The organism is Priestia abyssalis (assembly GCF_002019595.1).
GTDB classification, from domain to species: domain Bacteria; phylum Bacillota; class Bacilli; order Bacillales; family Bacillaceae_H; genus Bacillus_BA; species Bacillus_BA abyssalis.
In genome coordinates this window covers 25,165-51,556 of sequence record NZ_KV917370.1, presented here as the reverse complement: position 1 = coordinate 51,556, position 26,392 = coordinate 25,165, and the positions used below count along the sequence as shown (strand labels likewise).

Genomic DNA, 26,392 nt, shown 5'->3' with positions numbered 1-26,392 from the left:
AAAAGTTAAGAGCGGATGAAAAATAAAACAATAGCTAATAAAACAAGGACGACCAACATAAAGGAATCCAGAGCACTCCACTGCAGCTGCCGAAATTTGGTCCGCCCTTCTCCCCCTTTATAACCTCTTGCCTCCATCGCGATGGCCAATTCCTCAGCACGCTTAAAAGAGTTAATAAATAATGGTACAAGGAGAGGTACGACGGCTTGCAAACGTTCTTTTAAAGGGCCGCTTGAAAATTCAATTCCCCTTGCTGCCTGTGCCTTCATAATTTTTTCAGTTTCATCCATCAGAGTCGGGATAAAACGCAACGAGATGGACATCATGAGGGCAAGCTCATGGACTGGAAAACGGAACCTTTTAAAGGGGTGCAGTAAGCTCTCTATCCCGTCTGTGACTTGAATGGGTGTCGTTGTTAACGTTAGAAGTGTTGTAATTAAGATTAAAAAGAAAAAGCGCAGTGAAATGAACACGCCTTGCAGAAGGCCCCCTTTATACATAGAGAACCATCCCCATTGAAAGAGCAACTCTCCTTCTTTGGTCATCAATATATGAAGAATAAATGTAAAAACAATAATAAAGAGTACCGGCTTCAATCCATTTAATATAAATCGCAATGGAACACGGCTCGCTATTAGGGCTGTGAGTGCATAAAGACCTAACGCTGCGTAACCATAAAGGTTATTGGCTAAAAATACAACGAGCACGTAGAAAAAAACGATAAGGAGCTTCGCTCGAGGATCCATGCGATGTATGAGGGAATTTCCCGGTACGTATTTCCCAATAATCATTCCATTCATCACGATCCCTCATCCTTTGCCAACAAATTCTGTAATTGAAGAACCGCTTCTTCAAATGTAACAGCAGGTTCTGAAAAATGAACACCTAAATTTTCCTCTATCTTTTTCATAAACTTTAAAGATTCTGGAATGTCTAAACCGTATTGATGCAGTTCTTCATACGAACTAAAAACCTCTTTAGGTGTCCCCCTCATAGCAATGGTTCCTTTATGCATGACCACAATCTGGTCAGCGAATCGGGCAGCATCTTCCATACTGTGGGTTACTAAAATAATCGTTAAACGTTTGGATTGATGAAGGCTTGCAATCATCTCCATAATTTCTTCGCGTCCTCTTGGATCCAATCCCGCAGTAGGCTCGTCCAGTACAAGAACTTTAGGTTCCATAGCCAAAATACCAGCTATAGCTACACGGCGCATTTGCCCACCGCTCAGATCGAAAGGAGAACGTTGTAAAATATCTTCAGATAACCCGACATGTTTTATCATTTCATTCGCTTTTTTCTTCGCTTCTGCTTCTGTTACACCAAAGTTCATAGGACCAAAGCAAATATCTTTTTCTACCGTTTCTTCAAACAATTGATGTTCTGGAAACTGAAAAACAATTCCAACCTTTTTTCGAATAGATTTTAAATCTTTCTCTTTACGTTTAGCTTCGATGACTCGATTACCAATTGTAATTGTCCCTGAAGTAGGCTTTAATAAAGCGTTGAGGTGTTGGATAATCGTTGATTTGCCAGACCCCGTATGGCCGATTATCGCCACGAATTGACCGGAAGGAATATCTAAGTTCAGATCATATAAAGCAAGCTTCTCAAACGGTGTATTTGGCTGATAACGATGTTCTACATCTTTGAGTACAATGTCCATAAGTCTTTCACCAAACCCTCATCTGTGATATGAATTTTAGATACGGAGAGGCCTGCGTTCTGCAGCGATTGGCTCAATTTAGCAGCAAAAGGCAAATCAAGCCCTATCTCTGTCAATTTCTTCCCCAGAGCAAATACCTCTTCCGGTGTTCCCTCAGCGAATAAACGTCCCTTATTCATGACAATAGCACGATCAGCGGCTGCTACCTCTTCTAAGTCATGTGTAATAGAAATGATGGTCAAATTCCTTTCTTCTTTTAAACGGCGCACTGTTTCCAGAACTTCTTTTCTTCCTATTGGATCCAACATTGATGTTGCTTCATCCAGTACAATAATAGATGGCTGAACAGCGATTACCCCGGCAATAGCTACCCGTTGCTTTTGCCCCCCTGAAAGATGATGAGGCTCGTGATCCACGAAACCAGACATGTCCACTAGGTTAATGGCTTCTTCTACTCTTGGAATCATTTCTTCTGTCGCGATTCCGTTATTCTCCAAACCAAATGCTACATCGTCTTTAACCGTTGCTCCTACAAACTGATTATCCGGGTTCTGAAACACCATGCCAATTTCTTTTCGGATATCCCAGATTGTTTCTTCTGACAATGCAAAACCACGAACGGTCACTCTGCCTTGTTGGGGTATTAATAAACCATTTAAGATTTTGGCCATAGTTGATTTTCCGGAACCATTGTGTCCTACAATAGCAAACCATTCCCCTTTTTTAACGGAAAAGGAAACGTTCTGAAGCGCCCAGTCGGCATCTTCTCTATAACGAAAACATAAGTTGTCAACTTCCAATATTGTATCTATCAAGGCTATCCTCCTCTCAACTCTTCAAGGAAATCCCTATATTATTCTCTACTCTACTATAACCAATATGAAAAATAAATAAAAAAAGGGCTAGACAATTTCTGAACTGTCACGCCCTTGTAATAGTACCCAATTATTAAACTAGCTCAATGATTACCATTGGAGCACCGTCTCCGCGACGAGGTCCAACTTTTAAAATACGAGTGTATCCACCTTGACGCTCTTCATAACGAGGTGCGATGTCAGTGAATAACTTTTGTAAAGCGTCTTGTCCAGCTTCCTCATTTGCCACTTCATTACGGATGAAGGCAGAAGCTTGACGACGAGCATGTAAATCTCCACGCTTACCTAAAGTAATCATTTTTTCTACAGTTGAACGTAGCTCTTTCGCACGAGCTTCAGTTGTCTCAATGCGCTCATTGATAATTAAATCAGTCGTTAAATCACGAAGAAGTGCTTTACGTTGAGCACTTGTACGACCTAATTTACGGTATGCCATGTGAGGTCCCCTCCTTTGTTGAATACTAATCAGTCATCTTTGCGTAAGCCTAAGCCTAATTCCTCAAGCTTTGCTTTTACTTCTTCTAATGATTTCCGTCCTAAGTTACGAACTTTCATCATGTCTTCTTCTGTTTTGTTTGCTAACTCTTGTACAGTATTGATACCAGCACGTTTTAAACAGTTATATGAACGGACAGATAGGTCAAGTTCTTCAATCGTCATTTCAAGAACTTTCTCTTTCTGATCCTCTTCTTTTTCGACCATAATCTCTGCTTTTTGCGCTTCATCTGTTAAGTTAACAAAGATGTTAAGATGCTCTGTTAAGATTTTAGCACCTAACGCTACAGCTTTTTCTGGCTCAATGCTTCCATCAGTCCAAACATCAAGCGTCAATTTATCATAGTTTGTCATCTGTCCTACACGTGTATTCTCTACATAATAAGAAACGCGTGTAACAGGTGTATAGATAGAGTCAATTGGAATGACACCAATTGGTTGATCTTCACGTTTGTTTGAATCTGCCGGACTATAGCCTCGACCCGTTTTAGCTGTTAATCTTATACGTAAATGCGCATCCGTTTCCAATGTAGCAATGTGAAGATCAGGATTTAAAATCTCAACATCACTATCAGCTTGAATGTCGGCAGCTGTTACGGCACCTTGGCCCTGAACATCAATTTCTAACGTCTTTTCTTCATCAGAATAAATTTTTAATGCTAATTTCTTAACATTTAAGATAATGTTGGTTACGTCTTCTACAACACCAGGTATTGTCGAAAATTCGTGTAATACACCATCTATCTGAATAGATGTTACAGCGGCACCAGGGAGTGAGGATAATAGGATACGACGTAAGGAGTTACCCAAAGTAGTACCATATCCACGCTCAAGTGGTTCGACGACGAATTTACCGTACTTTCTATCATCGCTGATTTCTACCGTTTCGATTTTTGGCTTTTCAATCTCTATCATTTCTTAAACCCTCCTTCAAAACGTCGAAACCCCGGCTAGACAACGAATGAGCCTCTGCTCAATTGTCTAACCGAAATTCCCTATTAGACAGTTCCCGAATGTGCACAACAAATCAATGAACTTCTCTGTATAAAACAGACTGTACCTATCCCATTATAGACAAAGATACAAATTTTATACAGATTAATTAATTATACACGACGACGTTTTGGCGGGCGGCAACCGTTATGTGGAACTGGAGTTACATCTTTAATAGCTGTAACTTCTAAACCAGCAGCTTGAAGTGCACGGATAGCAGCTTCACGACCAGCACCAGGTCCTTTAACAGTTACTTCAAGAGTTTTCATACCATGTTCTTGTGATGCTTTCGCAGCAGTTTCTGCAGCCATTTGCGCAGCGAATGGTGTAGATTTACGAGAGCCTTTGAATCCAAGTGCACCAGCACTAGACCAAGCAACAGCGTTACCATGAACATCTGTAATTGTTACGATAGTGTTATTGAAAGTTGAACGAATGTGAGCAATACCTGATTCAATGCTCTTTTTAACACGACGTTTACGTGTATTAGTTTTGCGTGCCATAGGTCAAGAACCTCCTTTACTAATTATTTTTTCTTGTTCGCTACTGTACGACGTGGGCCTTTACGTGTACGAGCATTGTTTTTCGTATTTTGACCGCGAACCGGTAAACCACGACGATGACGAATCCCACGGAATGAACCGATCTCGATTAAACGTTTTACGTTAAGAGATACTTCACGACGAAGATCACCTTCAACTTTTAAACGGTCAACGATGTCACGGATTTTACCTAATTCTTCTTCTGTTAAGTCGCGTACGCGTGTATCTTCAGATACGCCAGCTTCTGCCAACACTTTCTCAGCAGTTGAGCGACCAATACCAAAAATATAAGTTAGTGATACTACAACGCGTTTGTCACGCGGAATATCAACACCAGCAATACGTGCCATGTAAAATGTGCACCTCCTTGTTATTAGCCTTGTTTTTGTTTATGTTTAGGGTTTTCACAAATAACCATTACTTTACCTTTTCTGCGAATAACTTTGCATTTTTCGCAAATCGGTTTAACCGATGGTCTGACCTTCATTGTTCATACCTCCTTGATAGTACGGAGTGCATAGGTTTTATTTAAATCGGTACGTAATTCTACCACGTGTCAAATCATAAGGTGATAATTCAACGGTCACTTTGTCACCTGGTAAGATACGAATGAAGTGCATACGAATTTTACCAGAAACGTGAGCAAGCACTGTATGACCATTTTCTAATTCTACCTTGAACATTGCGTTTGGTAAAGTCTCAACAACAGTGCCTTCCACTTCAATTACATCGTCTTTCGCCATCAAATTGCTCTCCTTTCTTTATGAACAAGTAATATATTCATTTATCTTTAGATATCTACAACCTGTTCTCAACATTCGGAGATTCGGAATCATTAAATTCAAGATGAATCACGTTTGTAATATACATCTTTACCATTTTCGAAGCAATTCAGACGAAACGATCATCGTGAATTTAGATAATTACCGCATACTGCCCAGTTTTATCTAATGAGGAATGGATAGAGATAGAGACTGATTTTCTATATTTAAACTAATTACAGTGTCGTTAAAATTTCATAGCCCGTTTCAGTTATTGCAATAGTATGCTCGAAGTGCGCGCACATTTTACCATCTACAGTGACGACAGTCCAGTCGTCTGCCAATGTTTTGACATAACGGCTGCCGGCGTTTACCATCGGCTCAACTGCAAGAACCATTCCCGGACGCAAGCGAGGTCCCTTATTCGGTGGACCATAATGTGGAATTTGCGGATCTTCATGTAAGTCTTGGCCTACACCATGACCAACATACTCCCTTACAATTGAAAAGTTATGAGCTTCTACAAATGTTTGAATAGCATGGGAAATATTTGATAAACGATCTCCAGGTTTAGCCTGCTCTAATCCTTTGTAAAGGGATTGTTCTGTTACTTCTAACAGCTTTTGAGTTTCCTCATCAATGTTCCCTACTGAATAAGTCCAAGCTGAATCACCGTGATAACCGTTATACTTAGCTCCAATATCAATGCTGATGATGTCGCCATCCTTTAGCTTTCGGCTTCCAGGAATACCATGTACCAATTCTTCGTTTACAGAAGCACATATACTGCCGCGAAATCCATTATAACCTTTAAAAGATGGAATTGCATCATGTTCACGAATAAACTTTTCGGCAATTACATCCAATTCTTTTGTCGTGATACCTGGTTGAACATGCTTCTTTAACTCTTGATGAGTTAAAGCAACAATTCTCCCGGCCTCACGCATAATTGCGATTTCTCTAGGAGTTTTGCAAATGATCATTTACTTAAGCCCCCAAGTAATGCGCGAATATCTTCAAATACAACGTTGATATCTTGATCACCGTTAATATTGCGTAAATAGCCTTTCGTTTCATAGAAATCCAGTAAAGGTTTTGACTGCTTTACATTTACTTCTAATCGGTTCGCAACCGTTTCGCTGTTATCATCTGCACGCTGATAAAGCTCTCCGCCACATTTGTCACATACGCCTTCTTGAGCCGGCGGATTAAACACTAAATGGTAAGTTGCCCCACATTCTTTACAGATGCGGCGACCTGTTAAACGATCCATTAAAATGCTTTGGTCTACATCAATATTAATCACATAATCAATTTTACGATTTAGTCCTTCTAACATTTGCTCCAGCGCTTCTGCTTGAGCTACTGTTCTTGGGAACCCATCAAGCAAGAAACCTTTTTCACAATCAGCTTTCGATAGACGTTCACGAACGATACCGATTGTTACCTCATCTGGAACAAGCTCGCCCTTATCTATATAAGACTTAGCTTCTAACCCTAGTTGTGTTCCTTCTTTCATTGCAGCTCGGAACATATCTCCTGTTGAGATATGAGGGATTTCGTAATTTTCTACAATTCGTTCAGCTTGTGTACCTTTCCCAGCACCAGGAAGGCCCATTAAAACTAAATTCATTTAAATTCTCCCCCTCAGTCTCTTATATCAGTTTAATGGAAAGCAAAGACTGCCTCCCACTAAACTCCCTTATTTAATAAACCCTTTATAATGGCGTTTTACTAACTGACTCTCAAGCTGTTTCATTGTTTCAAGCGCAACACCAACAACAATTAACAAACTTGTTCCACCGATTTGAGCAGAAGGCGGTAAGTCAGCGATTTGGATAAAGAAGACAGGAAGAACAGAAATGGCTGCAAGGAATAGAGAACCGACTAAGGTTAATCTATATAAAATCTTTGTTAGATATTCTTGAGTGTTCTTTCCTGGACGTATACCCGGGATGTAGCCGCCCTGCTTCTTCAAATTCTCAGCCACTTGTTCAGGATTCACTTGAACAAACGTGTAGAAATAAGAAAAAGCGATGATCAGAGCAACATAAACTACCATACCAACAGGTTTCGTATAATCAAACGTTTTCTCAATCCAATCCGTCACATCATTTGATCCAAAAAACGATGCAATTGTTGGTGGAGTGATGATAAATGAAACTGCAAAAATAACAGGAATAACCCCAGCTGCATTTACTTTTAACGGTAAATGAGTAGACTGACCTCCAACAACATTGTTGCCAGCTGCTTTTTTTGCATATTGAATTGGAATTTTTCTTAGAGCCTGCTGGATGAAAATAACACCAACAATAACTGCTAAGATCGCTAGAACAATTAGAATAACCGTTACAATTCGGATAAACAATTGCTCTCCAACATCCTCAAATTGCTGCGCGTAAATCTGATTAACTGTGGTTGGAATTCCAGCAACAATCCCCGCAAAGATAAGAATGGAAATTCCGTTCCCGACACCTTTTGAAGTGATCTGCTCACCTAACCACATTAAAAAAGCAGTTCCTGCTGTTAGTACTGTAGCAATTAAGAGGTACGTTGGAATTCCAGGATTTTCAATTAATTGTCCACCAGATAAATTATTAAACCCTATAGACATACCCAATGCTTGGATAAATCCAAGCACAATTGTACTATAGCGGGTAAACTGAGCTAATTTACGGCGTCCAACTTCCCCTTGCTTTGACCATTCCGTAAATTTAGGCACAACATCCATTTGCAATAACTGAACAATGATGGAAGCTGTGATATACGGCATAATGCCCATCGCAAAAATTGAGAAGTTTTGTAAAGCACCTCCACCAAACGTGTTTAAAACTCCAAAAACATTAAATTGATCTTGGAGCTTTAACACATCGGTGTTAACGCTTGGTACCGGAATAAAAGTACCTAGACGAAAGACAATTAACATTAGTAAGGTGAATATAATCTTGTTTCTTATATCACCCACGCGCATAAAATTGGAGATTGTCTGAAACATTAAATCACCTCAGTTTTACCGCCTGCAGCTTCAATCGCTTCTTTAGCAGTAGAGGAGAATTTGTTAGCTTTAACAGTTAACTTTTTACTTAAAGTACCTTTACCAAGAATTTTGATGCCGTCTTTAGCATTGCTAACTACGCCAGTTTCAATCAATAATTCTGGAGTTACTTCAGTACCATCTTCAAAGCGATTTAATGTATCTACGTTCACGATCGCGAAATCTTTACGGTTGATGTTAGTGAAACCACGTTTAGGTAAACGACGGAATAAAGGAGTTTGACCACCTTCGAATCCTGGTCTTACGCCACCACCAGAGCGAGCGTTTTGACCTTTATGACCTTTACCTGAAGTTTTACCGTTACCAGAACCGATACCACGACCTACACGATTACGTTCTTTACGAGAACCTTCAGCTGGTTTTAACTCATGAAGTTTCATGCGGAGCACCTCCTTATAGTAACATTGTATCCTTAGTCTTGTTCTTTAACAGTTACTAAGTGAGCAACTTTATTAATCATACCGCGAATCGCTGCATTATCTTCAAGTACAACTGTTTGGTGCATCTTGCGTAAGCCAAGAGTGCGAACAGTTACACGTTGATCTTCTGGACGACCAATCACGCTACGAGTGAGGGTAATTGCTAATTTTTTCGCCATTTGTTTTCCCTCCTTATCCTAACAGTTCCTCTACAGTCTTACCACGTAACTTTGCAACATCTTCAGCACGCTTCAACTGCGTTAGACCTTCGATAGTAGCTCGAACCATGTTGACTGGTGTGTTAGATCCTAAAGATTTAGAAAGGATATCACTTACGCCAGCTAGTTCTAATACCGCACGAACCGGACCACCAGCGATAACCCCAGTACCTTCAGAAGCCGGCTTCATGAAGATTTCACCTGCACCAAATTGTCCGATCACTTCGTGAGGGATTGTAGTCCCAACCATAGGTACAGTGATTAAGTTTTTCTTCGCATCTTCAATAGCTTTGCGGATCGCATCTGGTACCTCTTGCGCTTTACCAGTTCCGAAACCAACATGACCATTTTTGTCGCCTACTACTACAAGAGCAGCGAAACGGAAACGACGACCACCTTTAACAACTTTAGCTACGCGGTTAATAGTAACTACGCGCTCTTCAAGTTCTAATTTGCTTGGATCAATACGACGCATCTTTTTCCCTCCTTTTGCGATTAAAATTGTAGCCCAGCTTCACGAGCAGCATCAGCTAGAGCTTTTACACGACCATGATATAAATAACCGCCACGATCAAATACTACTTCTTTAACTCCTTTTTCAACCGCACGCTTAGCAACTAACTCGCCTACTTTTTGAGCAGCATCTACGTTGCTAGTACCTTCTAAAGATAATTCCTTATCCATAGTAGAAGCACTTGCGATTGTTACAGAATTAACATCATCAATGATTTGTGCATAAATGTGTTGGTTAGAACGGTATACGTTTAAACGAGGACGTACAGTTGTTCCAGATAATTTTGCACGAACACGAGCATGTCTTTTCTTACGAGTTACATTTTTATCAGCTTTCGTAATCATTTTGGTCACTCCTTTCTTCTACCTAAGCGGCATTACTTCTTAGCAGTTTTACCTTCTTTACGACGAACATATTCGCCTTCATAACGAATACCTTTACCTTTGTAAGGCTCTGGCGGACGAACGTCACGAATGTTTGCAGCTACTGCGCCAACACGTTCTTTATCGATACCCTTAACAACAAGTTTAGTTTGAGTTGGAACATCGATTTCGATACCTGCTTCAGGTACGATCTCTACTGGATGAGAGTAACCGACACTTAATACAACTTTGTTACCTTGCTTTTGTGCACGGTAACCTACCCCGATAAGCTCTAAGCCGCGCTCGAAGCCTTTAGTAACACCTTCAACCATGTTACCTAAAACACTGCGAGTTGTACCGTGTAATGCACGGTGCTCTTTTTGATCGCTTGGACGAGCTACGTTGATTACGTTATCTTCTACTTTGATTTCCATATCTGGATGGAATGTACGAGTTAATTCACCTTTTGGACCTTTTACAGTTACAGTGTTGTCATTGTTTGTAAATGTAACGCCAGCAGGAATTTCTAATGGTTTTTTACCAACACGTGACATACTTTACACCTCCGTTCACTTTAAAAAATGATTACCAAATGTATGCTAATACTTCTCCGCCCGCTTGTTTTTGACGAGCTTCTTTGTCTGTTAACACACCTTGAGAAGTAGAAAGAACTGCAATACCTAAACCGTTAAGTACGCGAGGTACTTCAGTAGATTTAGCATATACGCGTAGACCAGGTTTACTGATACGCTTAAGACCAGTGATTACACGCTCATTGTTTGCACCGTATTTTAAGAAAATACGAATGATACCTTGTTTGTTGTCCTCGATGTATTCTACATCACGAACAAAACCTTCACGTTTAAGAATTTCTGCGATTTGCTTTTTGATGTTTGATGCTGGAATTTCAATTTTCTCATGACGCACCATGTTCGCATTACGGATGCGAGTAAGCATATCTGCAATTGGATCAGTCATTACCATGTGATTTTACCTCCTTCCCACTCTTGGGTTTTACCAACTAGCTTTTTTAACACCAGGAATTTGACCTTTGTAAGCAAGTTCTCGGAAACAGATACGGCAAAGTTTAAATTTGCGGATTACAGAGTGCGGACGTCCGCAGCGTTCACAACGAGTGTACGCTTGCACTTTAAACTTTGGTTCACGCTTTTGTTTCACAACCATTGATTTTTTAGCCACATTCTCGCCTCCTCTGCTTAACGTTGGCAGTACATTACTTTTGGAACGGCATACCGAATTGTGTTAATAATTCACGAGCTTCTTCATCTGTGTTTGCAGTTGTAACGATTACGATATCCATACCGCGCACTTTCGTTACTTTATCATAATCGATTTCAGGGAAGATGATTTGCTCTTTAATACCTAAAGTATAGTTACCGCGTCCGTCGAAAGATTTTTTAGATACTCCACGGAAGTCACGTACACGTGGAAGAGAAACTGATACTAATTTATCGAAGAATTCATACATGCGCTCACCGCGTAATGTAACCTTCGCACCAATTGGCATACCCTCACGAAGACGGAAACCTGCGATAGATTTTTTCGCACGAGTAACGATTGGTTTTTGACCAGTAAATGTTGCTAACTCTTCAACAGCAACGTCTAGAGCTTTCGCATTTTGAACTGCATCACCAATCCCCATGTTGATAACGATTTTTTCGATCTTTGGAGTTTGCATCACTGATTTATAGTTAAACTTGCTCATTAGAGCAGGTGTAATTTCTTTAACGTACTTTTCTTTGAGGCGGTTCATCTTTTGTACCTCCTTTCATTACATTATTTATCTAAAATTTCACCAGATTTTTTTGCTACACGTACCTTTTTGCCATCTTCCACTTTGTAACCAACGCGAGTCGGTTCACCAGTTTTAGGATCTAATGGCATTACGTTAGATACATGGATAGGTGCCTCTTTATTAATGATTCCACCTTGTGGGTTGATTTGAGAAGGTTTAGAGTGTTTTTTCACAATGTTTACACCTTCAACAAGTACACGGTCTTTCTTCGGGAAAGCTTCAAGGATAACGCCTTGTTTACCTTTATCTTTACCAGAGATAACCATTACTTTATCACCTTTTTTAACATGCATCCTAGTCGCACCTCCTTAAAAGGCTATCTAAAATTTTATATGATTACAGAACTTCTGGAGCTAAAGAAACGATTTTCATGAAGTTGTTGTCGCGTAATTCACGTGCAACTGGTCCAAAGATACGAGTACCACGTGGGCCTTTGTCATCACGGATGATTACGCAAGCATTCTCATCGAACTTAATGTAAGAACCGTCTTTACGGCGCATACCACTTTTCGTACGAACAACTACCGCTTTAACAACATCACCTTTTTTAACAACGCCGCCTGGTGTTGCTTGTTTCACTGTACAAACGATAACATCACCGATGTTAGCAGTTTTACGTCCAGATCCACCTAACACTTTGATTGTTAATACTTCACGTGCACCAGAGTTGTCGGCAACTTTTAAACGAGATTCTTGTTGAATCATGCATGAAACCTCCCTTCGGATTTATCATTCTATCCGATCATTAGATTCATTAGATAATAACAGCTTTTTCTACAACTTCTACTAGACGGAAACGTTTAGTAGCAGATAACGGACGAGTTTCCATAACTTTTACGATGTCGCCCATTTTAGCTTCATTATTCTCATCATGAGCCTTGAACTTTTTAGAGTACTTAACGCGCTTGCCGTATAAAGAATGCTTTTTATACGTTTCTACAAGAACAGTGATCGTTTTATCCATTTTGTCAGATACTACGCGACCTGTGTAAACTTTGCGTTGATTGCGTTCACTCATTCTGAAAGCCTCCCTTCAGACTATATTATTTGCTAGCAGCGATCTCTCTTTCACGAACAACAGTTTTCATGCGAGCGATCGATTTGCGCACTTCACGGATACGTGTAGTGTTTTCTAATTGGCCAGTAGCTAACTGGAAGCGAAGGTTGAATAACTCTTCTTTTAAAGCTTTGACTTTTTGTTCAATTTCAGCAGTGGTAAGATCACGAATTTCATTAGCTTTCATTAGATTCACCACCAATTTCTTCGCGTTTTACGAATTTGCATTTAACTGGTAATTTATGACCTGCTAAGCGTAATGCTTCACGAGCGATCTCTTCAGATACACCAGCAATTTCAAACATTACTTTACCAGGTTTAACTACTGCTACCCATCCTTCAGGAGCACCTTTACCGGAACCCATGCGCACCTCTAGTGGTTTAGCTGTGTAAGGCTTAGAAGGGAAGATTTTAATCCATACTTTACCGCCACGTTTCATGTAACGTGTCATCGCAATACGCGCAGACTCGATTTGACGATTAGTAATCCAAGAAGCTTCTAAAGCTTGTAAACCGAACTCACCGAAATGTACTTCAGCGCCGCCTTTTGCACGACCACGCATCTTACCGCGGTGTTCACGACGATATTTAACGCGTTTTGGCATTAACATAATTAATTTCCTCCTTCCCCAGTTTTCTTCTTAGTAGGAAGAACTTCTCCACGATAGATCCATACTTTTACGCCAAGCTTACCGTAAGTTGTATCAGCTTCAGCTGTACCGTAGTCAATGTCAGCGCGAAGAGTATGAAGAGGAACAGTACCTTCACTATAATGTTCAGAACGAGCGATATCAGCGCCACCTAAACGGCCAGATACCATTGTTTTGATACCTTGTGCGCCAGCACGCATTGAGCGTTGGATCGCTTGTTTTTGTGCACGACGGAAAGATACACGATTTTCAAGTTGACGTGCAATATTGTCAGCAACTAATTTAGCATCTAAATCCGCTCTTTTAATTTCAACGATGTTGATATGAACACGCTTGCCAGTTAATTGATTAAGTGCTTTACGAAGTGCTTCCACTTCTGTACCGCCTTTACCAATAACCATGCCTGGCTTAGCTGTGTGGACAGTGATGTTTAAACGGTTTGCAGCACGCTCGATTTCTACTTTAGAAACAGCCGCATCGTTTAAGCGTTTTGTGATATATTCACGGACTTTTAAGTCTTCGTGTAATAAATCTGCGTAGTCTTTTTCAGCGTACCATTTAGATTCCCAATCACGAATAACCCCGATACGCAAACCAATTGGATTTACCTTTTGACCCACTGATTATCCCTCCTTCTTTTCTGATACCACAATCGTAATGTGGCTTGTGCGTTTGTTAATTTGGCTCGCACGTCCCATAGCGCGTGGACGGAAACGTTTTAAAGTTGGACCTTCATCCACAAACGCTTCAGTAACAACTAGACTGTTAACGTCCATTTCGTAGTTGTGTTCTGCGTTAGCAATCGCAGACTTTAATACTTTCTCCACGACTGGAGAAGCAGCTTTATTGGTAAGGCGAAGAACAGATACAGCTTCACCTACTTGCTTTCCTCGAATTAAATCCACCACTAAACGAACTTTACGAGGAGCAATACGAACTGTTCTAGCAACAGCTTTAGCTTGCATTTGAATGCCTCCTCTCATAATTAGCGTCTTGTTTTCTTATCATCACTTGCGTGACCTTTGTAAGTACGAGTTGGTGCGAATTCACCTAGTTTGTGACCTACCATGTCTTCAGTAACATAAACAGGAACGTGTTTGCGACCATCGTATACAGCAATAGTATGACCAATAAATTGAGGGAAAATCGTTGAACGGCGAGACCAAGTTTTGATAACTTGTTTGCCTTCAGTTTCATTCAATTTCTCAACTTTGTTCATTAAATGACCATCGACAAAAGGTCCTTTTTTTAAGCTGCGACCCATGATTGAACCTCCCTTCGTGATTGTTCTACGGTTCGATTGAACCGTAGTTCAATCCCGTTATTTTTTACGACGACGAACGATAAATTTGTCTGATTTATTTTTCTTCTTACGAGTTTTGAATCCAAGAGTTGGTTTGCCCCAAGGAGTCATTGGTGACTTACGTCCGATAGGAGAGCGTCCTTCACCACCACCGTGTGGGTGATCGTTAGGGTTCATTACAGAACCACGAACTGTTGGACGGATACCTAACCAACGAGAACGACCAGCTTTACCGATGTTGATTAATTCGTGTTGCTCATTACCAACTTGACCGATAGAAGCGCGGCAAGTAGCAAGAATCATGCGTACTTCACCAGAAGTTAAACGTACTAATACGTATTTACCTTCTTTACCAAGTACTTGTGCAGATGTACCTGCAGAGCGAACTAATTGTCCACCTTTACCTGGTTTTAATTCGATGTTGTGGATGACAGTACCCACTGGAATGTTAGCTAACGGAAGAGCGTTACCTACTTTAATGTCAGCCTCTGAACCTGACATAATCTCCATATCAACCTTCAAGTTTTTAGGAGCAAGGATGTAACGTTTTTCACCATCTGCATAGTTGATTAATGCGATGTTAGCAGAACGGTTTGGATCATACTCGATTGTAGCAACGCGTCCTGGTATTCCATCTTTATCGCGTTTGAAATCGATGATGCGATATTGACGCTTGTGTCCACCACCTTGGTGACGAACAGTTAATTTACCTTGGTTATTACGTCCGCCTTTTCTGTGTAAAGGCGCAAGCAATGATTTCTCTGGCTTATCAGTAGTGATTTCAGCGAAATCAGAAACTGTCATGCCACGACGACCATTTGAGGTTGGTTTATACTTTTTAATCGCCATGTGTATTCCCTCCTTCTCTATTAGACTTAAGCTTCAAAGAATTCGATTTCTTTGCTGTCTTGAGTTAATGTAACAACTGCTTTACGACGACGATTTGTAAGACCGCTATAACGACCTACACGTTTGAATTTACCTTTATAGTTCATCACGTTAACTTTCTCAACTTTTACGTCAAAGATCTTTTCAATCGCATCTTTAACTTGAGTTTTGTTAGCTTTTACGTCAACTTCAAACGTATATTTTTTTTCAGTCATTAAGTCAGTTGAACGTTCAGTAATTACGGGGCGCTTAATAATATCACGAGGATCTTTCATTATGCAAGCACCTCCTCTACTTTTTCAACCGCATCTTTCGTAATTACAAGTTTGTCATGGTTAAGAACATCTAACACACTTAAACCTGTAGCTGGGACAACAGTCACACCAGGAATGTTGCGAGCTGATAATGCAACAGCATCGTTCACATCGCCAGTTACGATTAGAGCTTTGCGGTCTACTGATAAGTTCTTAAGAACCGCCACCATCTCTTTTGTTTTTGGAGCTTCGAAGGCCAAAGCTTCAAGAACTAAAATGTTATTCTCTTGAACTTTTGAAGATAAAGCCGATTTAATTGCTAAACGGCGAACCTTTTTAGGCATTTTATAGCTGTAGCTGCGAGGAATCGGACCAAATACTGTACCACCGCCACGCCATTGTGGAGAACGGATAGATCCTTGACGAGCACGACCAGTACCTTTTTGGCGCCATGGCTTACGTCCACCGCCTCTTACTTCAGAACGAGTTTTTACTTTAGATGTACCTTGACGCATAGCTGCACGTTGCATAACTACCGCTTCAAAAAGTACATGTTTGTTTGGTTCAATACCAAATACGGCATCGTTTAATTCGATTTCACCAACGTTTTGACCGTTTTGGTTATACAATGCTACTTTAGGCATTGGTTATTTCCTCCTTTCTTGAAAAAATTATTATCTTGATTTAACCGCACCCTTAACTGCTACTAAAGCTTTTCTAGCACCAGGTACATTACCTTTTACTAATAAAAGATTACGCTCTGTGTCAACTTTAACAACAACTAAGTTTTGAACTGTAACGCGCTCTCCGCCCATACGACCAGCAAGCTTTTTACCTTTAAATACACGGTTTGGAGCAACAGGTCCCATTGAACCAGGACGACGGTGGTAACGAGAACCGTGAGACATTGGTCCGCGAGATTGTCCGTGGCGTTTAATTGCACCTTGGAAACCTTTACCCTTTGAAATTCCTGTTACATCAATGATGTCGCCTTCCGCGAAAATATCAACTTTGACTTCTTGACCAACCTCATACTCACTAGCACCGCGAAGTTCACGAACGAAGCGCTTAGGAGTAGTATTTGCCTTAGAAGCATGTCCTTTAGCTGGTTTGTTTGATAACTTCTCGCGAAGATCTTCAAAACCAATTTGGATTGCTTCGTATCCATCAGTGTCAACAGTTTTCTTTTGAAGAACTACGTTTGGAGCCGCTTCAATTACTGTTACTGGAATTAACTCGCCGTTTTCAGCAAATACTTGAGTCATACCGATCTTTCTTCCTAAGATTCCTTTGGTCATTAGTCACACCTCCTAAAATTGTTTGCTTTTTATTTAAATTAAAGTTTAATTTCGATATCTACACCAGACGGTAAGTCTAAACGCATTAATGAATCAACTGTTTGTGGAGTTGGATTCACAATATCGATTAAACGTTTATGAGTGCGCATTTCGAATTGCTCACGAGAATCTTTATATTTATGAACCGCACGTAAGATCGTGTAAACTGACTTCTCAGTCGGTAATGGGATTGGACCAGATACCGCAGCACCTGAGCGTTTTGCAGTTTCAACAATTTTCTCAGCAGATTGATCAAGGATTCTGTGATCATACGCTTTTAATCGGATGCGAATTTTTTCTTTTGCCATTATTTTCCCTCCTTTATCGCCTATTTCTCTAATAGACATTCTCCATGGAAATTTCCTCACACTCGCCATGGCAAAGCGGCCGGGTGTGTCAGCAACCTTCCATATCATCGCAGTCAAAGACCAACATTTTTATTATACTAAAAATGGGCTCGCAATGCAACACTAATTTTTAATTTATTAATGTTGCGCACTTTTTACATTATATATAAGTTCTATGTATTTTGCAAGGAAATATCTAAATGGAATGTTTTTACTAATTCTTTCATGTATAAATAACAAAAAAAGAGCAGGATTTGATCCCGCTCTTTTTTATATCCTAGATTACTCTTGGATAGTTGCTACTACGCCAGCGCCTACTGTACGGCCGCCTTCACGGATTGAGAATTTAGTACCTTCTTCAATTGCGATAGGAGCGATAAGTTCAACTGTCATTTCGATGTTGTCTCCAGGCATAACCATTTCTACGCCTTCTGGAAGTTGGCAAATACCTGTTACATCAGTTGTACGGAAGTAGAACTGAGGACGGTAGTTTGTGAAGAATGGAGTGTGACGTCCACCTTCTTCTTTAGAAAGAACATAAACTTCAGCTTTGAACTTTGTATGTGGAGTGATTGTACCTGGTTTAGCAAGTACTTGTCCACGTTGGATGTCTTCACGAGCTACACCGCGAAGTAATGCACCGATGTTATCTCCAGCTTCTGCATAATCAAGAAGCTTACGGAACATTTCAACACCTGTTACTGTAGTTGATTTTGGCTCTTCAGTTAAACCGATGATTTCGATTACGTCACCAACTTTAACTACACCACGCTCAACACGACCAGTAGCAACTGTACCACGACCAGTGATTGAGAATACGTCCTCAACAGGCATCATGAATGGTTTTTCAGTATCACGAGCTGGAGTTGGGATGTAGTCATCTACAGCAGCCATAAGTTCAACGATTTTTTCTTCCCACTCTGCTTCGCCTTCAAGAGCTTTAAGAGCAGAACCTTTGATTACTGGTACATCGTCACCAGGGAAATCATATTCTGAAAGTAAGTCACGAACTTCCATTTCTACTAATTCTAGTAACTCTTCGTCATCTACCATGTCACATTTGTTTAAGAATACAACAAGGTAAGGAACACCTACTTGACGAGATAAAAGAATGTGCTCACGAGTTTGTGGCATTGGGCCATCAGCAGCAGATACTACTAAGATACCGCCGTCCATTTGAGCAGCACCAGTGATCATGTTTTTAACATAGTCAGCATGTCCTGGGCAGTCAACGTGTGCATAGTGACGATTTTCAGTTTCATACTCAACGTGTGCAGTTGAGATTGTGATACCGCGCTCACGCTCTTCTGGAGCAGCGTCGATCATATCATAAGCCATAGCTGCACCTTTACCACTGCGCTTAGCAAGTACAGTAGTGATAGCAGCTGTTAATGTAGTTTTACCATGGTCAACGTGACCAATTGTGCCGATATTAGCATGTGTTTTTGAACGGTCGAATTTTTCTTTACCCATCCGAAAATCCTCCTTAATTTTTCAAGTTAGTATAATGAATGTATTATGATGCTGCGAAAGCGAAACGATGTCATTTTCACAACTTACATAAGTAGTTATACTTCAATAAAAGATGAAAATCAATTATTCACCCTTATTTTTTTTGATAATTTCTTCTGAAATAGATTTCGGTACTTCTTCATAATGATCGAAGTGCATAGAATATGTTCCACGGCCTTGCGTGTTTGAACGTAATGCAGTTGCGTAACCGAACATTTCAGAAAGTGGAACGAATGCACGTACAACTTGAGCGTTACCGCGTGCTTCCATACCTTCTACACGTCCACGACGAGAAGTGATGTCACCCATGATGTCACCTAAGTACTCATCCGGAATAACTACTTCCACTTTCATCATTGGCTCAAGAATGACTGGGTTACATTTTTTCGCAGCATTTTTAAGAGCCATAGACGCAGCAATTTTAAACGCCATTTCACTGGAGTCTACATCATGGTAAGAACCATCGAATAAGCGAGCTTTAACGTCGATTAACGGATACCCTGCTAATACACCGTTACCCATTGCATCTTCAAGACCAGCTTGAACTGCAGGAATGTATTCGCGAGGTACTGTTCCACCTACGATACCGTTCTCAAATTCAAATCCTTTACCCTCTTCATTTGGTGAGAACTCGATCCATACGTGACCGTATTGACCGCGACCACCAGATTGGCGAGCGAATTTACCTTCAACTTCAGCTGAAGTACGGAATGTTTCACGGTACGCTACCTGAGGAGCACCAACGTTTGCTTCTACTTTGAATTCGCGACGCATGCGGTCAACGAGAATATCAAGGTGAAGCTCACCCATACCAGAGATGATAATTTGTCCAGTCTCTTGGTTTGTTTCCGCACGGAAAGTCGGGTCTTCTTCTTGAAGCTTTTGTAAAGCCGTTGTCATCTTATCTTGGTCAGCTTTTGATTTAGGCTCAACAGATAATGAGATAACAGGCTCTGGGAATTCCATTGACTCTAAGATAACAAGGCTCTTCTCGTCACATAGAGTATCACCAGTTGTAGTATCTTTTAGACCTACAGCTGCAGCGATATCCCCTGCATACACTTGTGAAATCTCTTCACGAGAGTTAGCATGCATTTGCAGGATACGACCTACACGCTCACGCTTACCTTTTGTAGAGTTTTGCACGTATGATCCAGAGTTTAATACACCAGAGTACACACGGAAGAATGTTAATTTCCCAACATAAGGATCTGTCATAACCTTGAATGCTAAAGCTGAGAACGGAGCCTCATCGCTAGATTCACGAGTTACTTCTTCCTCTGTATCCGGTGTAGTACCTTTGATTGCAGGAACATCAACCGGTGCAGGTAAATAGTCGATTACAGCATCTAACATAAGCTGAACGCCTTTGTTTTTGAATGCTGAACCACAAATAACCGGGAAGAATTCAACGTTGATTGTACCTTGACGGATAGCAGCTTTCAACTCATCAGTTGTAAGCTCTCCCTCTTCAAGATACTTCATCATCAATTCTTCATCAAGTTCAGCTGCAGCTTCAACTAATTTTGCACGGTATTCTTCTGCAATTTCTTGATGCTCTTCTGGAATGTCACGAACTTCAATATCAGTACCCAAGTCGTTGCCGTAGAAAACAGCTTTCATTTCAATTAAATCGATGATAGCTTCGAATTGATCTTCAGCACCAATAGGTAATTGTATTGGATGAGCATTTGCCCCTAAACGATCGTGAATTGTTTTTACAGAGTACAAGAAATCCGCGCCGATTTTGTCCATTTTATTAACAAACACGACACGTGGAACCCCGTAAGTTGTTGCTTGACGCCAAACCGTTTCAGTTTGCGGTTCTACACCTGATTGTGCATCAAGCACAGCAACAGCACCATCAAGTACACGTAAAGAACGTTCAACTTCTACTGTGAAGTCTACGTGTCCCGGTGTATCGATGATGTTAACGCGGTGGCCTTTCCATTGAGCAGTTGTCGCAGCAGACGTGATTGTAATACCACGCTCTTGCTCTTGCTCCATCCAGTCCATTTGTGAAGCTCCTTCATGAGTTTCACCAATTTTGTGGATACGGCCAGTGTAGTAAAGGATACGCTCAGTTGTTGTTGTTTTACCAGCATCAATATGAGCCATGATCCCAATATTACGAGTGTTTGCTAAGGAGAACTCTCTAGCCATGGGGTCTTTCTCCTTCCATTGTTAAGTATTAGGTTAGTTTTATTTTCAGAGCTGTTAAGCATAAATATCCTAACAGCTCTAAATAATATATTATATTACCAACGGTAGTGAGCAAACGCTTTGTTTGCTTCTGCCATTTTATGTGTGTCTTCACGTTTTTTAACTGAAGCACCAGAGTTGTTAGCTGCGTCTAAAATCTCGTTCGCTAAACGCTCTTCCATCGTCTTTTCACCGCGAAGGCGAGTATAGTTTACTAACCAACGAAGACCAAGAGTAGTACGACGCTCTGGACGAACTTCTACAGGTACTTGATAGTTAGAACCACCTACACGACGTGCTCTAACTTCTAATACAGGCATAATGTTTTTAAGAGCTTGTTCGAATACTTCCATTGGCTCTTTACCAGTACGGTCTTTAACGATATCGAATGCATTATAAAGAATTTCTTGAGCTTTACCTCTCTTACCATCAATCATCATTTTATTGATAAGACGGCTTACAAGTTTAGAATTGTAAATCGGATCCGGTAAAACGTCACGCTTTGCAACAGGTCCTTTACGTGGCATTTGATTTCCTCCTTTCGTATTGCATATTATATTTTGCTTTTATTATTTTTTCGGTGCTTTAGGTCTCTTAGTACCATATTTAGAACGGCCTTGCATACGGTTGTTAACACCTGCTGTGTCAAGCGCACCGCGAACGATGTGGTAACGTACCCCAGGTAAGTCTTTTACACGTCCACCGCGAATTAATACTACGCTGTGTTCTTGTAAATTATGACCGATACCAGGGATGTAAGCTGTTACCTCAATACCGTTAGTTAAGCGTACACGAGCATATTTACGAAGCGCTGAGTTCGGCTTCTTAGGTGTCATAGTACCCACACGCGTACAAACACCACGCTTTTGTGGAGACATTACGTTAGTTTGTGCTTTTTTGAAGCTGTTGTAACCTTTGTTTAACGCAGGAGATTTTGATTTTTCTACTTTACTTTCGCGACCCTTGCGCACTAATTGGTTAATAGTAGGCATTTCTGTTCCTCCCTTCACACTTTTTTAAGACCACATACCCAGGTGGTTCATTTTTTCACAAAAAACAAAGTTTTTGAAACTAATACAGTTCAAAAACATGTTAACTAATTATTGCAACAGCAGAAGCTCCAACTTCTATATTACAAGCTTTGCCAAGCTTTTTCATAGAGTCTACATAACAAATCGGAGTTTGAAGTTCGGTAGCTGCCTGGATCACTTTTTGAATAATCTCAAGGTTCGCGTCCTTTGCTACAAACACTTCTTTTACTCTTCCATTTTTAAGAGCCTTGACTGTTTGCTTTGTTCCTACAATCACTTCTTTAGCCTGTGATACTTTTTCATAAGACATGATATCCTCCAAAGTAACAGGTGGCTTATAGGAGCACCTTTGTAATAGTAACACTCTCCTGAATGGATGTCAACATTAAAAAACATTTTTTGTGACATCCATTCAAAAAGAATGCTGAAAGAAAAAATTTCTTGGTTTAGTCGATTGTTACAGGTTCTTCAGAGTGTTTAGGCACCGGATCTGCCGAACGGTAACGGCTCATACCTGTTCCAGCCGGAACAAGCTTACCGATAATAACATTCTCTTTCAAACCTAATAATTCATCGCGTTTTCCTTTAATCGCTGCATCCGTAAGAACACGAGTTGTTTCCTGGAAGGACGCTGCTGACAAGAAGGAATCTGTTTCGAGTGATGCTTTTGTAATACCAAGAAGAACCGGGCGACCTGTAGCAGGACGTCCTCCTTCCAGTAAAACTTTTTCATTGGCATCAGTAAATTGGTGAATGTCTAATAGAGAACCAGGTAATACATCTGTATCTCCTGCATCCATCACACGTACTTTACGCAACATTTGACGTACCATAACTTCAACGTGCTTGTCACCAATTTCTACCCCTTGCATACGGTATACTTTTTGTACTTCACGCAGCAAGTACTCTTGAACAGACGTGATATCTTTAACTTTTAATAATTCCTTCGGATCAATTGAACCTTCTGTTAGCTCTTGACCACCCAGAACCTTTTGCCCTTCAGCTACTTTAAGTCTTGCGCTGTAAGGAGCTGTATAGGTACGGGACTCAATATCACCTTGTACCACGATTTCATGCTGACGATCACGCCCCTCGTTAATAGCCGTCACTGTACCTGCAATTTCAGAAATAACAGCTTGACCTTTCGGGTTACGTGCTTCAAACAATTCTTGGATACGAGGTAAACCTTGAGTAATATCGTCTCCAGCAACTCCACCAGTATGGAATGTACGCATCGTTAACTGTGTACCTGGCTCCCCGATTGATTGGGCAGCGATGATACCAACAGCTTCACCCACTTCAACTTCTGCACCAGTTGCCAAGTTACGGCCGTAACATTTTTTACATACACCGTGACGCGTGTTACATGTAAAGGCAGAACGAAGCCATACCTCTTCCACTCCAGCATCTACGATCACTTTAGCCGTATCTTCCGTAATCAGGTCATTTTCTCCAACGATGATTTCGTTCGTTTCTGGGTTTCGAACTGATTTTCTTGCATAACGACCAATTAAACGTTCTTCCAGATGTTCAATGATTTCCGTACCATCTTTTAATGAGGCTACAAGAAGGCCGCGGTCAGTTCCACAGTCGTCTTCACGAATGATAACATCTTGGGCAACATCTACTAGACGGCGTGTAAGATAACCCGAGTCAGCTGTTTTAAGGGCTGTATCAGCAAGTCCTTTACGCGCACCATGTGTAGAGATGAAGTACTCTAATACCGTTAAACCTTCACGGAAACTCGATTTAATTGGTAATTCGATGATCCGACCAGCCGGGTTGGCCATAAGTCCGCGCATACCTGCAAGCTGAGTAAAGTTTGATGCGTTACCACGGGCACCTGAATCACTCATCATGAAGATCGGGTTGCGGGGATCTAGGGATTCCATTAATTTACCTTGAATAACATCTTTCGCCGCACTCCAAATCGCGATAACACGATCATAGCGCTCATCTTCTGTAATCAAACCACGTCTAAATTGCTTCAACACATTATCTACTTTAACCTGAGCATCTTTTAGGATTTTTTCTTTCTCTCCTAAAACCACGATGTCAGCTACACCAACGGTAATACCGGCTTTAGTAGAATATTTGAATCCTAAGTCTTTCATGCGGTCAAGCATTTTTGATGTTTCTGTGATTTTAAAGCGTGTGAACACTTCCGCAATGATATTCCCCAAAATTTTCTTCTTGAACGGGTCGATGATTGGTTGGTTCTTAATGAACTCTTTTACATCCGCACCTTTATCCACGAAATATTTTTCAGGTGTTTTCACTTCAAGGTTCAGTTTCGTCGGCTCATTAATATATGGGAACGACTTCGGTAAAATCTCGTTAAAGACTAATTTACCTACTGTTGTCACTAATAATTGCTGATTTTGTTCTTCAGTAAATGTTTCGTTGTTAAGAGATCCTGCATATACAGCTACACGTGTGTGTAAATGCACATAGCCATTTTGGTATGCGAGTAATGCTTCATTTGTATCATTGAAGACCATACCTTCTCCAACTGCACCTTCACGCTCTAATGTTAAGTAGTAGTTACCTAATACCATATCCTGTGAAGGAGTAACAACCGGTTTCCCGTCTTTAGGATTCAGGATGTTTTGAGCAGCCAGCATTAAAAGACGCGCTTCTGCTTGCGCTTCTGAAGAAAGCGGTACGTGAACCGCCATTTGGTCTCCATCAAAGTCTGCATTATACGCCGTACATACTAATGGATGCAAACGAATTGCGCGTCCTTCTACAAGAGTAGGTTCAAATGCTTGAATACCTAGTCTGTGAAGAGTTGGTGCGCGGTTAAGTAATACTGGGTGTTCTCTAATCACGGATTCCAGAACATCCCACACTTCGGGCTGAACACGTTCAATTTTGCGTTTTGCACTCTTGATGTTGTGTGCTAAACCACGTTCAACCAGCTCTTTCATCACAAAAGGTTTAAATAGCTCTAAAGCCATCTCTTTTGGTAAGCCGCATTGGTACATCTTTAAGTTCGGACCTACAACGATAACCGAACGGCCGGAGTAGTCAACGCGTTTACCTAAAAGGTTTTGACGGAAGCGTCCTTGTTTACCTTTCAGCATGTGAGAAAGTGATTTTAATGGACGGTTACCAGGACCTGTAACCGGACGACCGCGACGGCCATTGTCAATTAAAGCATCTACTGCCTCTTGGAGCATGCGCTTTTCGTTTTGAACGATAATGCTTGGTGCGCCAAGGTCAAGAAGACGTTTTAATCGATTGTTACGGTTGATAACACGACGGTATAAGTCATTCAAATCAGAAGTTGCAAAGCGTCCGCCGTCAAGCTGCACCATTGGGCGCAGTTCAGGAGGAATAACCGGTAACACATCTAGAATCATCCAAGAAGGCTCGTTTCCAGAGTTACGGAATGCTTCCAGTACTTCTAAACGCTTGATTGCACGAGTACGGCGTTGTCCTTGAGCTGTTTTTAGTTCTTCTTTCAACATATCTACTTCTTTTTCAAGATCGATATCCTGTAAAAGTTTCTTAACAGCCTCAGCTCCCATGGAAGCTTGGAATGTTTGACCGTATTTTTCGCGATAAGCGCGGAATTCTTTTTCAGAAAGCAGCTGTTTCTTTTCAAGCGGTGTATCACCTGTATCTGTCACTACATAAGATGCAAAATAAATAATTTCCTCTAGCGCGCGAGGGGACATGTCTAAGACAAGCCCCATACGGCTAGGGATACCTTTAAAATACCAAATATGAGAGACAGGTGCAGCTAACTCGATGTGCCCCATACGCTCACGACGTACTTTTGCACGCGTCACTTCCACGCCGCAACGGTCACATACGACACCTTTATAACGTACACGTTTGTATTTACCACAATGACATTCCCAATCTTTTGTTGGGCCGAAAATGCGCTCACAGAACAATCCATCTTTTTCTGGCTTCAACGTACGATAGTTAATCGTTTCAGGCTTCTTAACCTCGCCGTAAGACCAAGAGCGGATTTTATCAGGTGAAGCAAGACCAATTTTCATATACTCAAAGTTATTTACATCTAGCAAGGGGCCTACCTCCCTTTTAGTCTCCAGGTTTTTCCCTTATATAGTTAAAACG

At 40.9% G+C, this 26,392-nt stretch carries 39 protein-coding genes; all 39 read right to left on the bottom strand.

Annotation, left to right across the window (positions count from 1 at the left end):
* Positions 1–5 precede the first annotated feature (5 nt).
* A complete protein-coding gene (locus BK575_RS27380; RefSeq protein ID WP_078415020.1) occupies positions 6–803 on the bottom strand; it encodes an energy-coupling factor transporter transmembrane component T family protein in 798 nt (265 codons plus the stop codon).
* On the bottom strand, positions 800–1,669 hold the full coding sequence (locus tag BK575_RS27375; RefSeq protein WP_078415019.1) for an energy-coupling factor ABC transporter ATP-binding protein: 870 nt from the start codon (positions 1,667–1,669) through the stop codon (positions 800–802). Before BK575_RS27375 ends, BK575_RS27380 begins: the two co-directional genes overlap by 4 nt.
* Complete coding sequence (locus tag BK575_RS27370; protein ID WP_078415018.1) at positions 1,645–2,484, bottom strand: energy-coupling factor ABC transporter ATP-binding protein; 840 nt, start codon at positions 2,482–2,484, stop codon at positions 1,645–1,647. The genes BK575_RS27375 and BK575_RS27370 overlap by 25 nt, the downstream gene beginning before the upstream one ends.
* Before the next feature lie 133 nt (positions 2,485–2,617).
* Positions 2,618–2,980, bottom strand: a complete 363-nt coding sequence (rplQ, locus tag BK575_RS27365) for a 50S ribosomal protein L17 (protein ID WP_078415017.1) — start codon at positions 2,978–2,980, stop codon at positions 2,618–2,620.
* Positions 2,981–3,009: 29 nt separating this feature from the next.
* Positions 3,010–3,954, bottom strand: coding sequence for a DNA-directed RNA polymerase subunit alpha (locus BK575_RS27360; protein ID WP_028397284.1), 945 nt, complete (start codon positions 3,952–3,954; stop codon positions 3,010–3,012).
* Positions 3,955–4,145: 191 nt separating this feature from the next.
* Entirely contained in the window at positions 4,146–4,535 is a 390-nt protein-coding gene (rpsK, locus tag BK575_RS27355; protein ID WP_078415016.1) for a 30S ribosomal protein S11, read from the bottom strand.
* Positions 4,536–4,558: 23 nt separating this feature from the next.
* Positions 4,559–4,924, bottom strand: a complete 366-nt coding sequence (gene rpsM, locus BK575_RS27350; protein WP_028397286.1) for a 30S ribosomal protein S13 — start codon at positions 4,922–4,924, stop codon at positions 4,559–4,561.
* A 23-nt stretch (positions 4,925–4,947) separates the two neighbouring features.
* Complete coding sequence (gene rpmJ, locus BK575_RS27345; RefSeq protein ID WP_003156543.1) at positions 4,948–5,061, bottom strand: 50S ribosomal protein L36; 114 nt, start codon at positions 5,059–5,061, stop codon at positions 4,948–4,950.
* Between the two features lie 37 nt (positions 5,062–5,098).
* A complete protein-coding gene (infA, locus tag BK575_RS27340) occupies positions 5,099–5,317 on the bottom strand; it encodes a translation initiation factor IF-1 (RefSeq protein WP_003348578.1) in 219 nt (72 codons plus the stop codon).
* A 254-nt stretch (positions 5,318–5,571) separates the two neighbouring features.
* On the bottom strand, positions 5,572–6,318 hold the full coding sequence (map, locus tag BK575_RS27335; protein WP_028397287.1) for a type I methionyl aminopeptidase: 747 nt from the start codon (positions 6,316–6,318) through the stop codon (positions 5,572–5,574).
* Positions 6,315–6,968, bottom strand: a complete 654-nt coding sequence (locus tag BK575_RS27330; protein WP_078415015.1) for an adenylate kinase — start codon at positions 6,966–6,968, stop codon at positions 6,315–6,317. Before BK575_RS27330 ends, map begins: the two co-directional genes overlap by 4 nt.
* A 69-nt stretch (positions 6,969–7,037) precedes the next feature.
* The gene (gene secY / locus BK575_RS27325; protein ID WP_078415014.1) at positions 7,038–8,330 is read right to left on the bottom strand and encodes a preprotein translocase subunit SecY; all 1,293 of its coding nucleotides are present in this window, start codon (positions 8,328–8,330) and stop codon (positions 7,038–7,040) included.
* Positions 8,330–8,770 carry a 50S ribosomal protein L15 gene (rplO, locus tag BK575_RS27320; protein ID WP_028397290.1) on the bottom strand — a complete coding sequence of 147 codons (441 nt, stop codon included), beginning with the start codon at positions 8,768–8,770 and terminating at the stop codon, positions 8,330–8,332. The genes secY and rplO overlap by 1 nt, the downstream gene beginning before the upstream one ends.
* Positions 8,771–8,802: 32 nt before the next feature.
* The gene (rpmD, locus tag BK575_RS27315; RefSeq protein WP_078415013.1) at positions 8,803–8,988 is read right to left on the bottom strand and encodes a 50S ribosomal protein L30; all 186 of its coding nucleotides are present in this window, start codon (positions 8,986–8,988) and stop codon (positions 8,803–8,805) included.
* A gap of 13 nt (positions 8,989–9,001) precedes the next feature.
* On the bottom strand, positions 9,002–9,502 hold the full coding sequence (gene rpsE / locus BK575_RS27310; RefSeq protein ID WP_028397292.1) for a 30S ribosomal protein S5: 501 nt from the start codon (positions 9,500–9,502) through the stop codon (positions 9,002–9,004).
* 20 nt (positions 9,503–9,522) lie between these two features.
* Positions 9,523–9,885, bottom strand: a complete 363-nt coding sequence (gene rplR, locus BK575_RS27305; RefSeq protein WP_078415012.1) for a 50S ribosomal protein L18 — start codon at positions 9,883–9,885, stop codon at positions 9,523–9,525.
* Positions 9,886–9,917: 32 nt separating this feature from the next.
* On the bottom strand, positions 9,918–10,457 hold the full coding sequence (gene rplF / locus BK575_RS27300; RefSeq protein ID WP_078415011.1) for a 50S ribosomal protein L6: 540 nt from the start codon (positions 10,455–10,457) through the stop codon (positions 9,918–9,920).
* Between the two features lie 31 nt (positions 10,458–10,488).
* Positions 10,489–10,887 carry a 30S ribosomal protein S8 gene (gene rpsH / locus BK575_RS27295; protein WP_028397295.1) on the bottom strand — a complete coding sequence of 133 codons (399 nt, stop codon included), beginning with the start codon at positions 10,885–10,887 and terminating at the stop codon, positions 10,489–10,491.
* A gap of 30 nt (positions 10,888–10,917) precedes the next feature.
* Positions 10,918–11,103, bottom strand: coding sequence for a type Z 30S ribosomal protein S14 (locus BK575_RS27290; RefSeq protein WP_028397296.1), 186 nt, complete (start codon positions 11,101–11,103; stop codon positions 10,918–10,920).
* Positions 11,104–11,137: 34 nt separating this feature from the next.
* Entirely contained in the window at positions 11,138–11,677 is a 540-nt protein-coding gene (rplE, locus tag BK575_RS27285; RefSeq protein WP_028397297.1) for a 50S ribosomal protein L5, read from the bottom strand.
* Positions 11,678–11,700: 23 nt separating this feature from the next.
* Entirely contained in the window at positions 11,701–12,012 is a 312-nt protein-coding gene (rplX, locus tag BK575_RS27280) for a 50S ribosomal protein L24 (RefSeq protein WP_028397298.1), read from the bottom strand.
* A gap of 43 nt (positions 12,013–12,055) precedes the next feature.
* Positions 12,056–12,424 carry a 50S ribosomal protein L14 gene (rplN, locus tag BK575_RS27275; RefSeq protein ID WP_028397299.1) on the bottom strand — a complete coding sequence of 123 codons (369 nt, stop codon included), beginning with the start codon at positions 12,422–12,424 and terminating at the stop codon, positions 12,056–12,058.
* A 49-nt stretch (positions 12,425–12,473) separates the two neighbouring features.
* Entirely contained in the window at positions 12,474–12,737 is a 264-nt protein-coding gene (gene rpsQ / locus BK575_RS27270) for a 30S ribosomal protein S17 (RefSeq protein WP_028397300.1), read from the bottom strand.
* 25 nt (positions 12,738–12,762) lie between these two features.
* Positions 12,763–12,963 carry a 50S ribosomal protein L29 gene (gene rpmC, locus BK575_RS27265; RefSeq protein WP_028397301.1) on the bottom strand — a complete coding sequence of 67 codons (201 nt, stop codon included), beginning with the start codon at positions 12,961–12,963 and terminating at the stop codon, positions 12,763–12,765.
* Positions 12,953–13,387: a 50S ribosomal protein L16 gene (rplP, locus tag BK575_RS27260; protein ID WP_028397302.1), complete on the bottom strand. Its 435-nt coding sequence runs from the start codon at positions 13,385–13,387 to the stop codon at positions 12,953–12,955. The genes rpmC and rplP overlap by 11 nt, the downstream gene beginning before the upstream one ends.
* A gap of 2 nt (positions 13,388–13,389) precedes the next feature.
* Positions 13,390–14,046 (bottom strand): 30S ribosomal protein S3, encoded by a 657-nt coding sequence (gene rpsC / locus BK575_RS27255; protein ID WP_078415010.1) that lies wholly within the window; start codon positions 14,044–14,046, stop codon positions 13,390–13,392.
* A gap of 3 nt (positions 14,047–14,049) precedes the next feature.
* Positions 14,050–14,391 carry a 50S ribosomal protein L22 gene (rplV, locus tag BK575_RS27250; protein WP_078415009.1) on the bottom strand — a complete coding sequence of 114 codons (342 nt, stop codon included), beginning with the start codon at positions 14,389–14,391 and terminating at the stop codon, positions 14,050–14,052.
* Between the two features lie 20 nt (positions 14,392–14,411).
* Positions 14,412–14,690, bottom strand: coding sequence for a 30S ribosomal protein S19 (gene rpsS, locus BK575_RS27245; protein ID WP_028397305.1), 279 nt, complete (start codon positions 14,688–14,690; stop codon positions 14,412–14,414).
* A gap of 57 nt (positions 14,691–14,747) precedes the next feature.
* Positions 14,748–15,578 (bottom strand): 50S ribosomal protein L2, encoded by an 831-nt coding sequence (gene rplB, locus BK575_RS27240; protein WP_078415008.1) that lies wholly within the window; start codon positions 15,576–15,578, stop codon positions 14,748–14,750.
* A gap of 26 nt (positions 15,579–15,604) precedes the next feature.
* Complete coding sequence (gene rplW, locus BK575_RS27235) at positions 15,605–15,892, bottom strand: 50S ribosomal protein L23 (protein WP_028397307.1); 288 nt, start codon at positions 15,890–15,892, stop codon at positions 15,605–15,607.
* Positions 15,892–16,515, bottom strand: a complete 624-nt coding sequence (rplD, locus tag BK575_RS27230) for a 50S ribosomal protein L4 (protein ID WP_028397308.1) — start codon at positions 16,513–16,515, stop codon at positions 15,892–15,894. Before rplD ends, rplW begins: the two co-directional genes overlap by 1 nt.
* A gap of 30 nt (positions 16,516–16,545) precedes the next feature.
* Entirely contained in the window at positions 16,546–17,169 is a 624-nt protein-coding gene (gene rplC / locus BK575_RS27225) for a 50S ribosomal protein L3 (RefSeq protein ID WP_078415007.1), read from the bottom strand.
* Positions 17,170–17,207: 38 nt separating this feature from the next.
* The gene (gene rpsJ, locus BK575_RS27220) at positions 17,208–17,516 is read right to left on the bottom strand and encodes a 30S ribosomal protein S10 (protein WP_028397310.1); all 309 of its coding nucleotides are present in this window, start codon (positions 17,514–17,516) and stop codon (positions 17,208–17,210) included.
* 321 nt (positions 17,517–17,837) lie between these two features.
* On the bottom strand, positions 17,838–19,028 hold the full coding sequence (gene tuf / locus BK575_RS27215; RefSeq protein WP_028397311.1) for an elongation factor Tu: 1,191 nt from the start codon (positions 19,026–19,028) through the stop codon (positions 17,838–17,840).
* 123 nt (positions 19,029–19,151) lie between these two features.
* Positions 19,152–21,230 (bottom strand): elongation factor G, encoded by a 2,079-nt coding sequence (fusA, locus tag BK575_RS27210; RefSeq protein ID WP_078415005.1) that lies wholly within the window; start codon positions 21,228–21,230, stop codon positions 19,152–19,154.
* A gap of 95 nt (positions 21,231–21,325) precedes the next feature.
* Positions 21,326–21,796, bottom strand: a complete 471-nt coding sequence (gene rpsG / locus BK575_RS27205; RefSeq protein WP_028397313.1) for a 30S ribosomal protein S7 — start codon at positions 21,794–21,796, stop codon at positions 21,326–21,328.
* A gap of 42 nt (positions 21,797–21,838) precedes the next feature.
* On the bottom strand, positions 21,839–22,261 hold the full coding sequence (rpsL, locus tag BK575_RS27200) for a 30S ribosomal protein S12 (protein WP_028397314.1): 423 nt from the start codon (positions 22,259–22,261) through the stop codon (positions 21,839–21,841).
* Between the two features lie 100 nt (positions 22,262–22,361).
* Positions 22,362–22,610, bottom strand: a complete 249-nt coding sequence (locus tag BK575_RS27195; RefSeq protein WP_078415004.1) for a 50S ribosomal protein L7ae-like protein — start codon at positions 22,608–22,610, stop codon at positions 22,362–22,364.
* 136 nt (positions 22,611–22,746) lie between these two features.
* Positions 22,747–26,340 carry a DNA-directed RNA polymerase subunit beta' gene (gene rpoC, locus BK575_RS27190; protein ID WP_078415003.1) on the bottom strand — a complete coding sequence of 1,198 codons (3,594 nt, stop codon included), beginning with the start codon at positions 26,338–26,340 and terminating at the stop codon, positions 22,747–22,749.
* Between the last annotated feature and the right edge of the window lie 52 nt (positions 26,341–26,392).

Bases quoted from the DNA above. Each gene is read 5' to 3' on its own strand.
- BK575_RS27375 (WP_078415019.1), bottom strand. From the start codon at position 1,669: ATGGACATTGTACTCAAAGATGTAGAACATCGTTATCAGCCAAATACA.
- rplQ (WP_078415017.1), bottom strand. From the start codon at position 2,980: ATGGCATACCGTAAATTAGGTCGTACAAGTGCTCAACGTAAAGCACTT.
- BK575_RS27360 (WP_028397284.1), bottom strand. From the start codon at position 3,954: ATGATAGAGATTGAAAAGCCAAAAATCGAAACGGTAGAAATCAGCGAT.
- rpsK (WP_078415016.1), bottom strand. From the start codon at position 4,535: ATGGCACGCAAAACTAATACACGTAAACGTCGTGTTAAAAAGAGCATT.
- rpsM (WP_028397286.1), bottom strand. From the start codon at position 4,924: ATGGCACGTATTGCTGGTGTTGATATTCCGCGTGACAAACGCGTTGTA.
- rpmJ (WP_003156543.1), bottom strand. From the start codon at position 5,061: ATGAAGGTCAGACCATCGGTTAAACCGATTTGCGAAAAATGCAAAGTT.
- infA (WP_003348578.1), bottom strand. From the start codon at position 5,317: ATGGCGAAAGACGATGTAATTGAAGTGGAAGGCACTGTTGTTGAGACT.
- map (WP_028397287.1), bottom strand. From the start codon at position 6,318: ATGATCATTTGCAAAACTCCTAGAGAAATCGCAATTATGCGTGAGGCC.
- BK575_RS27330 (WP_078415015.1), bottom strand. From the start codon at position 6,968: ATGAATTTAGTTTTAATGGGCCTTCCTGGTGCTGGGAAAGGTACACAA.
- secY (WP_078415014.1), bottom strand. From the start codon at position 8,330: ATGTTTCAGACAATCTCCAATTTTATGCGCGTGGGTGATATAAGAAAC.
- rplO (WP_028397290.1), bottom strand. From the start codon at position 8,770: ATGAAACTTCATGAGTTAAAACCAGCTGAAGGTTCTCGTAAAGAACGT.
- rpmD (WP_078415013.1), bottom strand. From the start codon at position 8,988: ATGGCGAAAAAATTAGCAATTACCCTCACTCGTAGCGTGATTGGTCGT.
- rpsE (WP_028397292.1), bottom strand. From the start codon at position 9,502: ATGCGTCGTATTGATCCAAGCAAATTAGAACTTGAAGAGCGCGTAGTT.
- rplR (WP_078415012.1), bottom strand. From the start codon at position 9,885: ATGATTACGAAAGCTGATAAAAATGTAACTCGTAAGAAAAGACATGCT.
- rplF (WP_078415011.1), bottom strand. From the start codon at position 10,457: ATGTCACGTGTTGGTAAAAAACCATTAGAAATTCCTGCTGGCGTTACA.
- rpsH (WP_028397295.1), bottom strand. From the start codon at position 10,887: ATGGTAATGACTGATCCAATTGCAGATATGCTTACTCGCATCCGTAAT.
- rplE (WP_028397297.1), bottom strand. From the start codon at position 11,677: ATGAACCGCCTCAAAGAAAAGTACGTTAAAGAAATTACACCTGCTCTA.
- rplX (WP_028397298.1), bottom strand. From the start codon at position 12,012: ATGCATGTTAAAAAAGGTGATAAAGTAATGGTTATCTCTGGTAAAGAT.
- rplN (WP_028397299.1), bottom strand. From the start codon at position 12,424: ATGATTCAACAAGAATCTCGTTTAAAAGTTGCCGACAACTCTGGTGCA.
- rpsQ (WP_028397300.1), bottom strand. From the start codon at position 12,737: ATGAGTGAACGCAATCAACGCAAAGTTTACACAGGTCGCGTAGTATCT.
- rpmC (WP_028397301.1), bottom strand. From the start codon at position 12,963: ATGAAAGCTAATGAAATTCGTGATCTTACCACTGCTGAAATTGAACAA.
- rplP (WP_028397302.1), bottom strand. From the start codon at position 13,387: ATGTTAATGCCAAAACGCGTTAAATATCGTCGTGAACACCGCGGTAAG.
- rplV (WP_078415009.1), bottom strand. From the start codon at position 14,391: ATGCAAGCTAAAGCTGTTGCTAGAACAGTTCGTATTGCTCCTCGTAAA.
- rpsS (WP_028397305.1), bottom strand. From the start codon at position 14,690: ATGGGTCGCAGCTTAAAAAAAGGACCTTTTGTCGATGGTCATTTAATG.
- rplB (WP_078415008.1), bottom strand. From the start codon at position 15,578: ATGGCGATTAAAAAGTATAAACCAACCTCAAATGGTCGTCGTGGCATG.
- rplW (WP_028397307.1), bottom strand. From the start codon at position 15,892: ATGAAAGATCCTCGTGATATTATTAAGCGCCCCGTAATTACTGAACGT.
- rplD (WP_028397308.1), bottom strand. From the start codon at position 16,515: ATGCCTAAAGTAGCATTGTATAACCAAAACGGTCAAAACGTTGGTGAA.
- rplC (WP_078415007.1), bottom strand. From the start codon at position 17,169: ATGACCAAAGGAATCTTAGGAAGAAAGATCGGTATGACTCAAGTATTT.
- rpsJ (WP_028397310.1), bottom strand. From the start codon at position 17,516: ATGGCAAAAGAAAAAATTCGCATCCGATTAAAAGCGTATGATCACAGA.
- tuf (WP_028397311.1), bottom strand. From the start codon at position 19,028: ATGGGTAAAGAAAAATTCGACCGTTCAAAAACACATGCTAATATCGGC.
- fusA (WP_078415005.1), bottom strand. From the start codon at position 21,230: ATGGCTAGAGAGTTCTCCTTAGCAAACACTCGTAATATTGGGATCATG.
- rpsG (WP_028397313.1), bottom strand. From the start codon at position 21,796: ATGCCACGTAAAGGACCTGTTGCAAAGCGTGACGTTTTACCGGATCCG.
- rpsL (WP_028397314.1), bottom strand. From the start codon at position 22,261: ATGCCTACTATTAACCAATTAGTGCGCAAGGGTCGCGAAAGTAAAGTA.
- BK575_RS27195 (WP_078415004.1), bottom strand. From the start codon at position 22,610: ATGTCTTATGAAAAAGTATCACAGGCTAAAGAAGTGATTGTAGGAACA.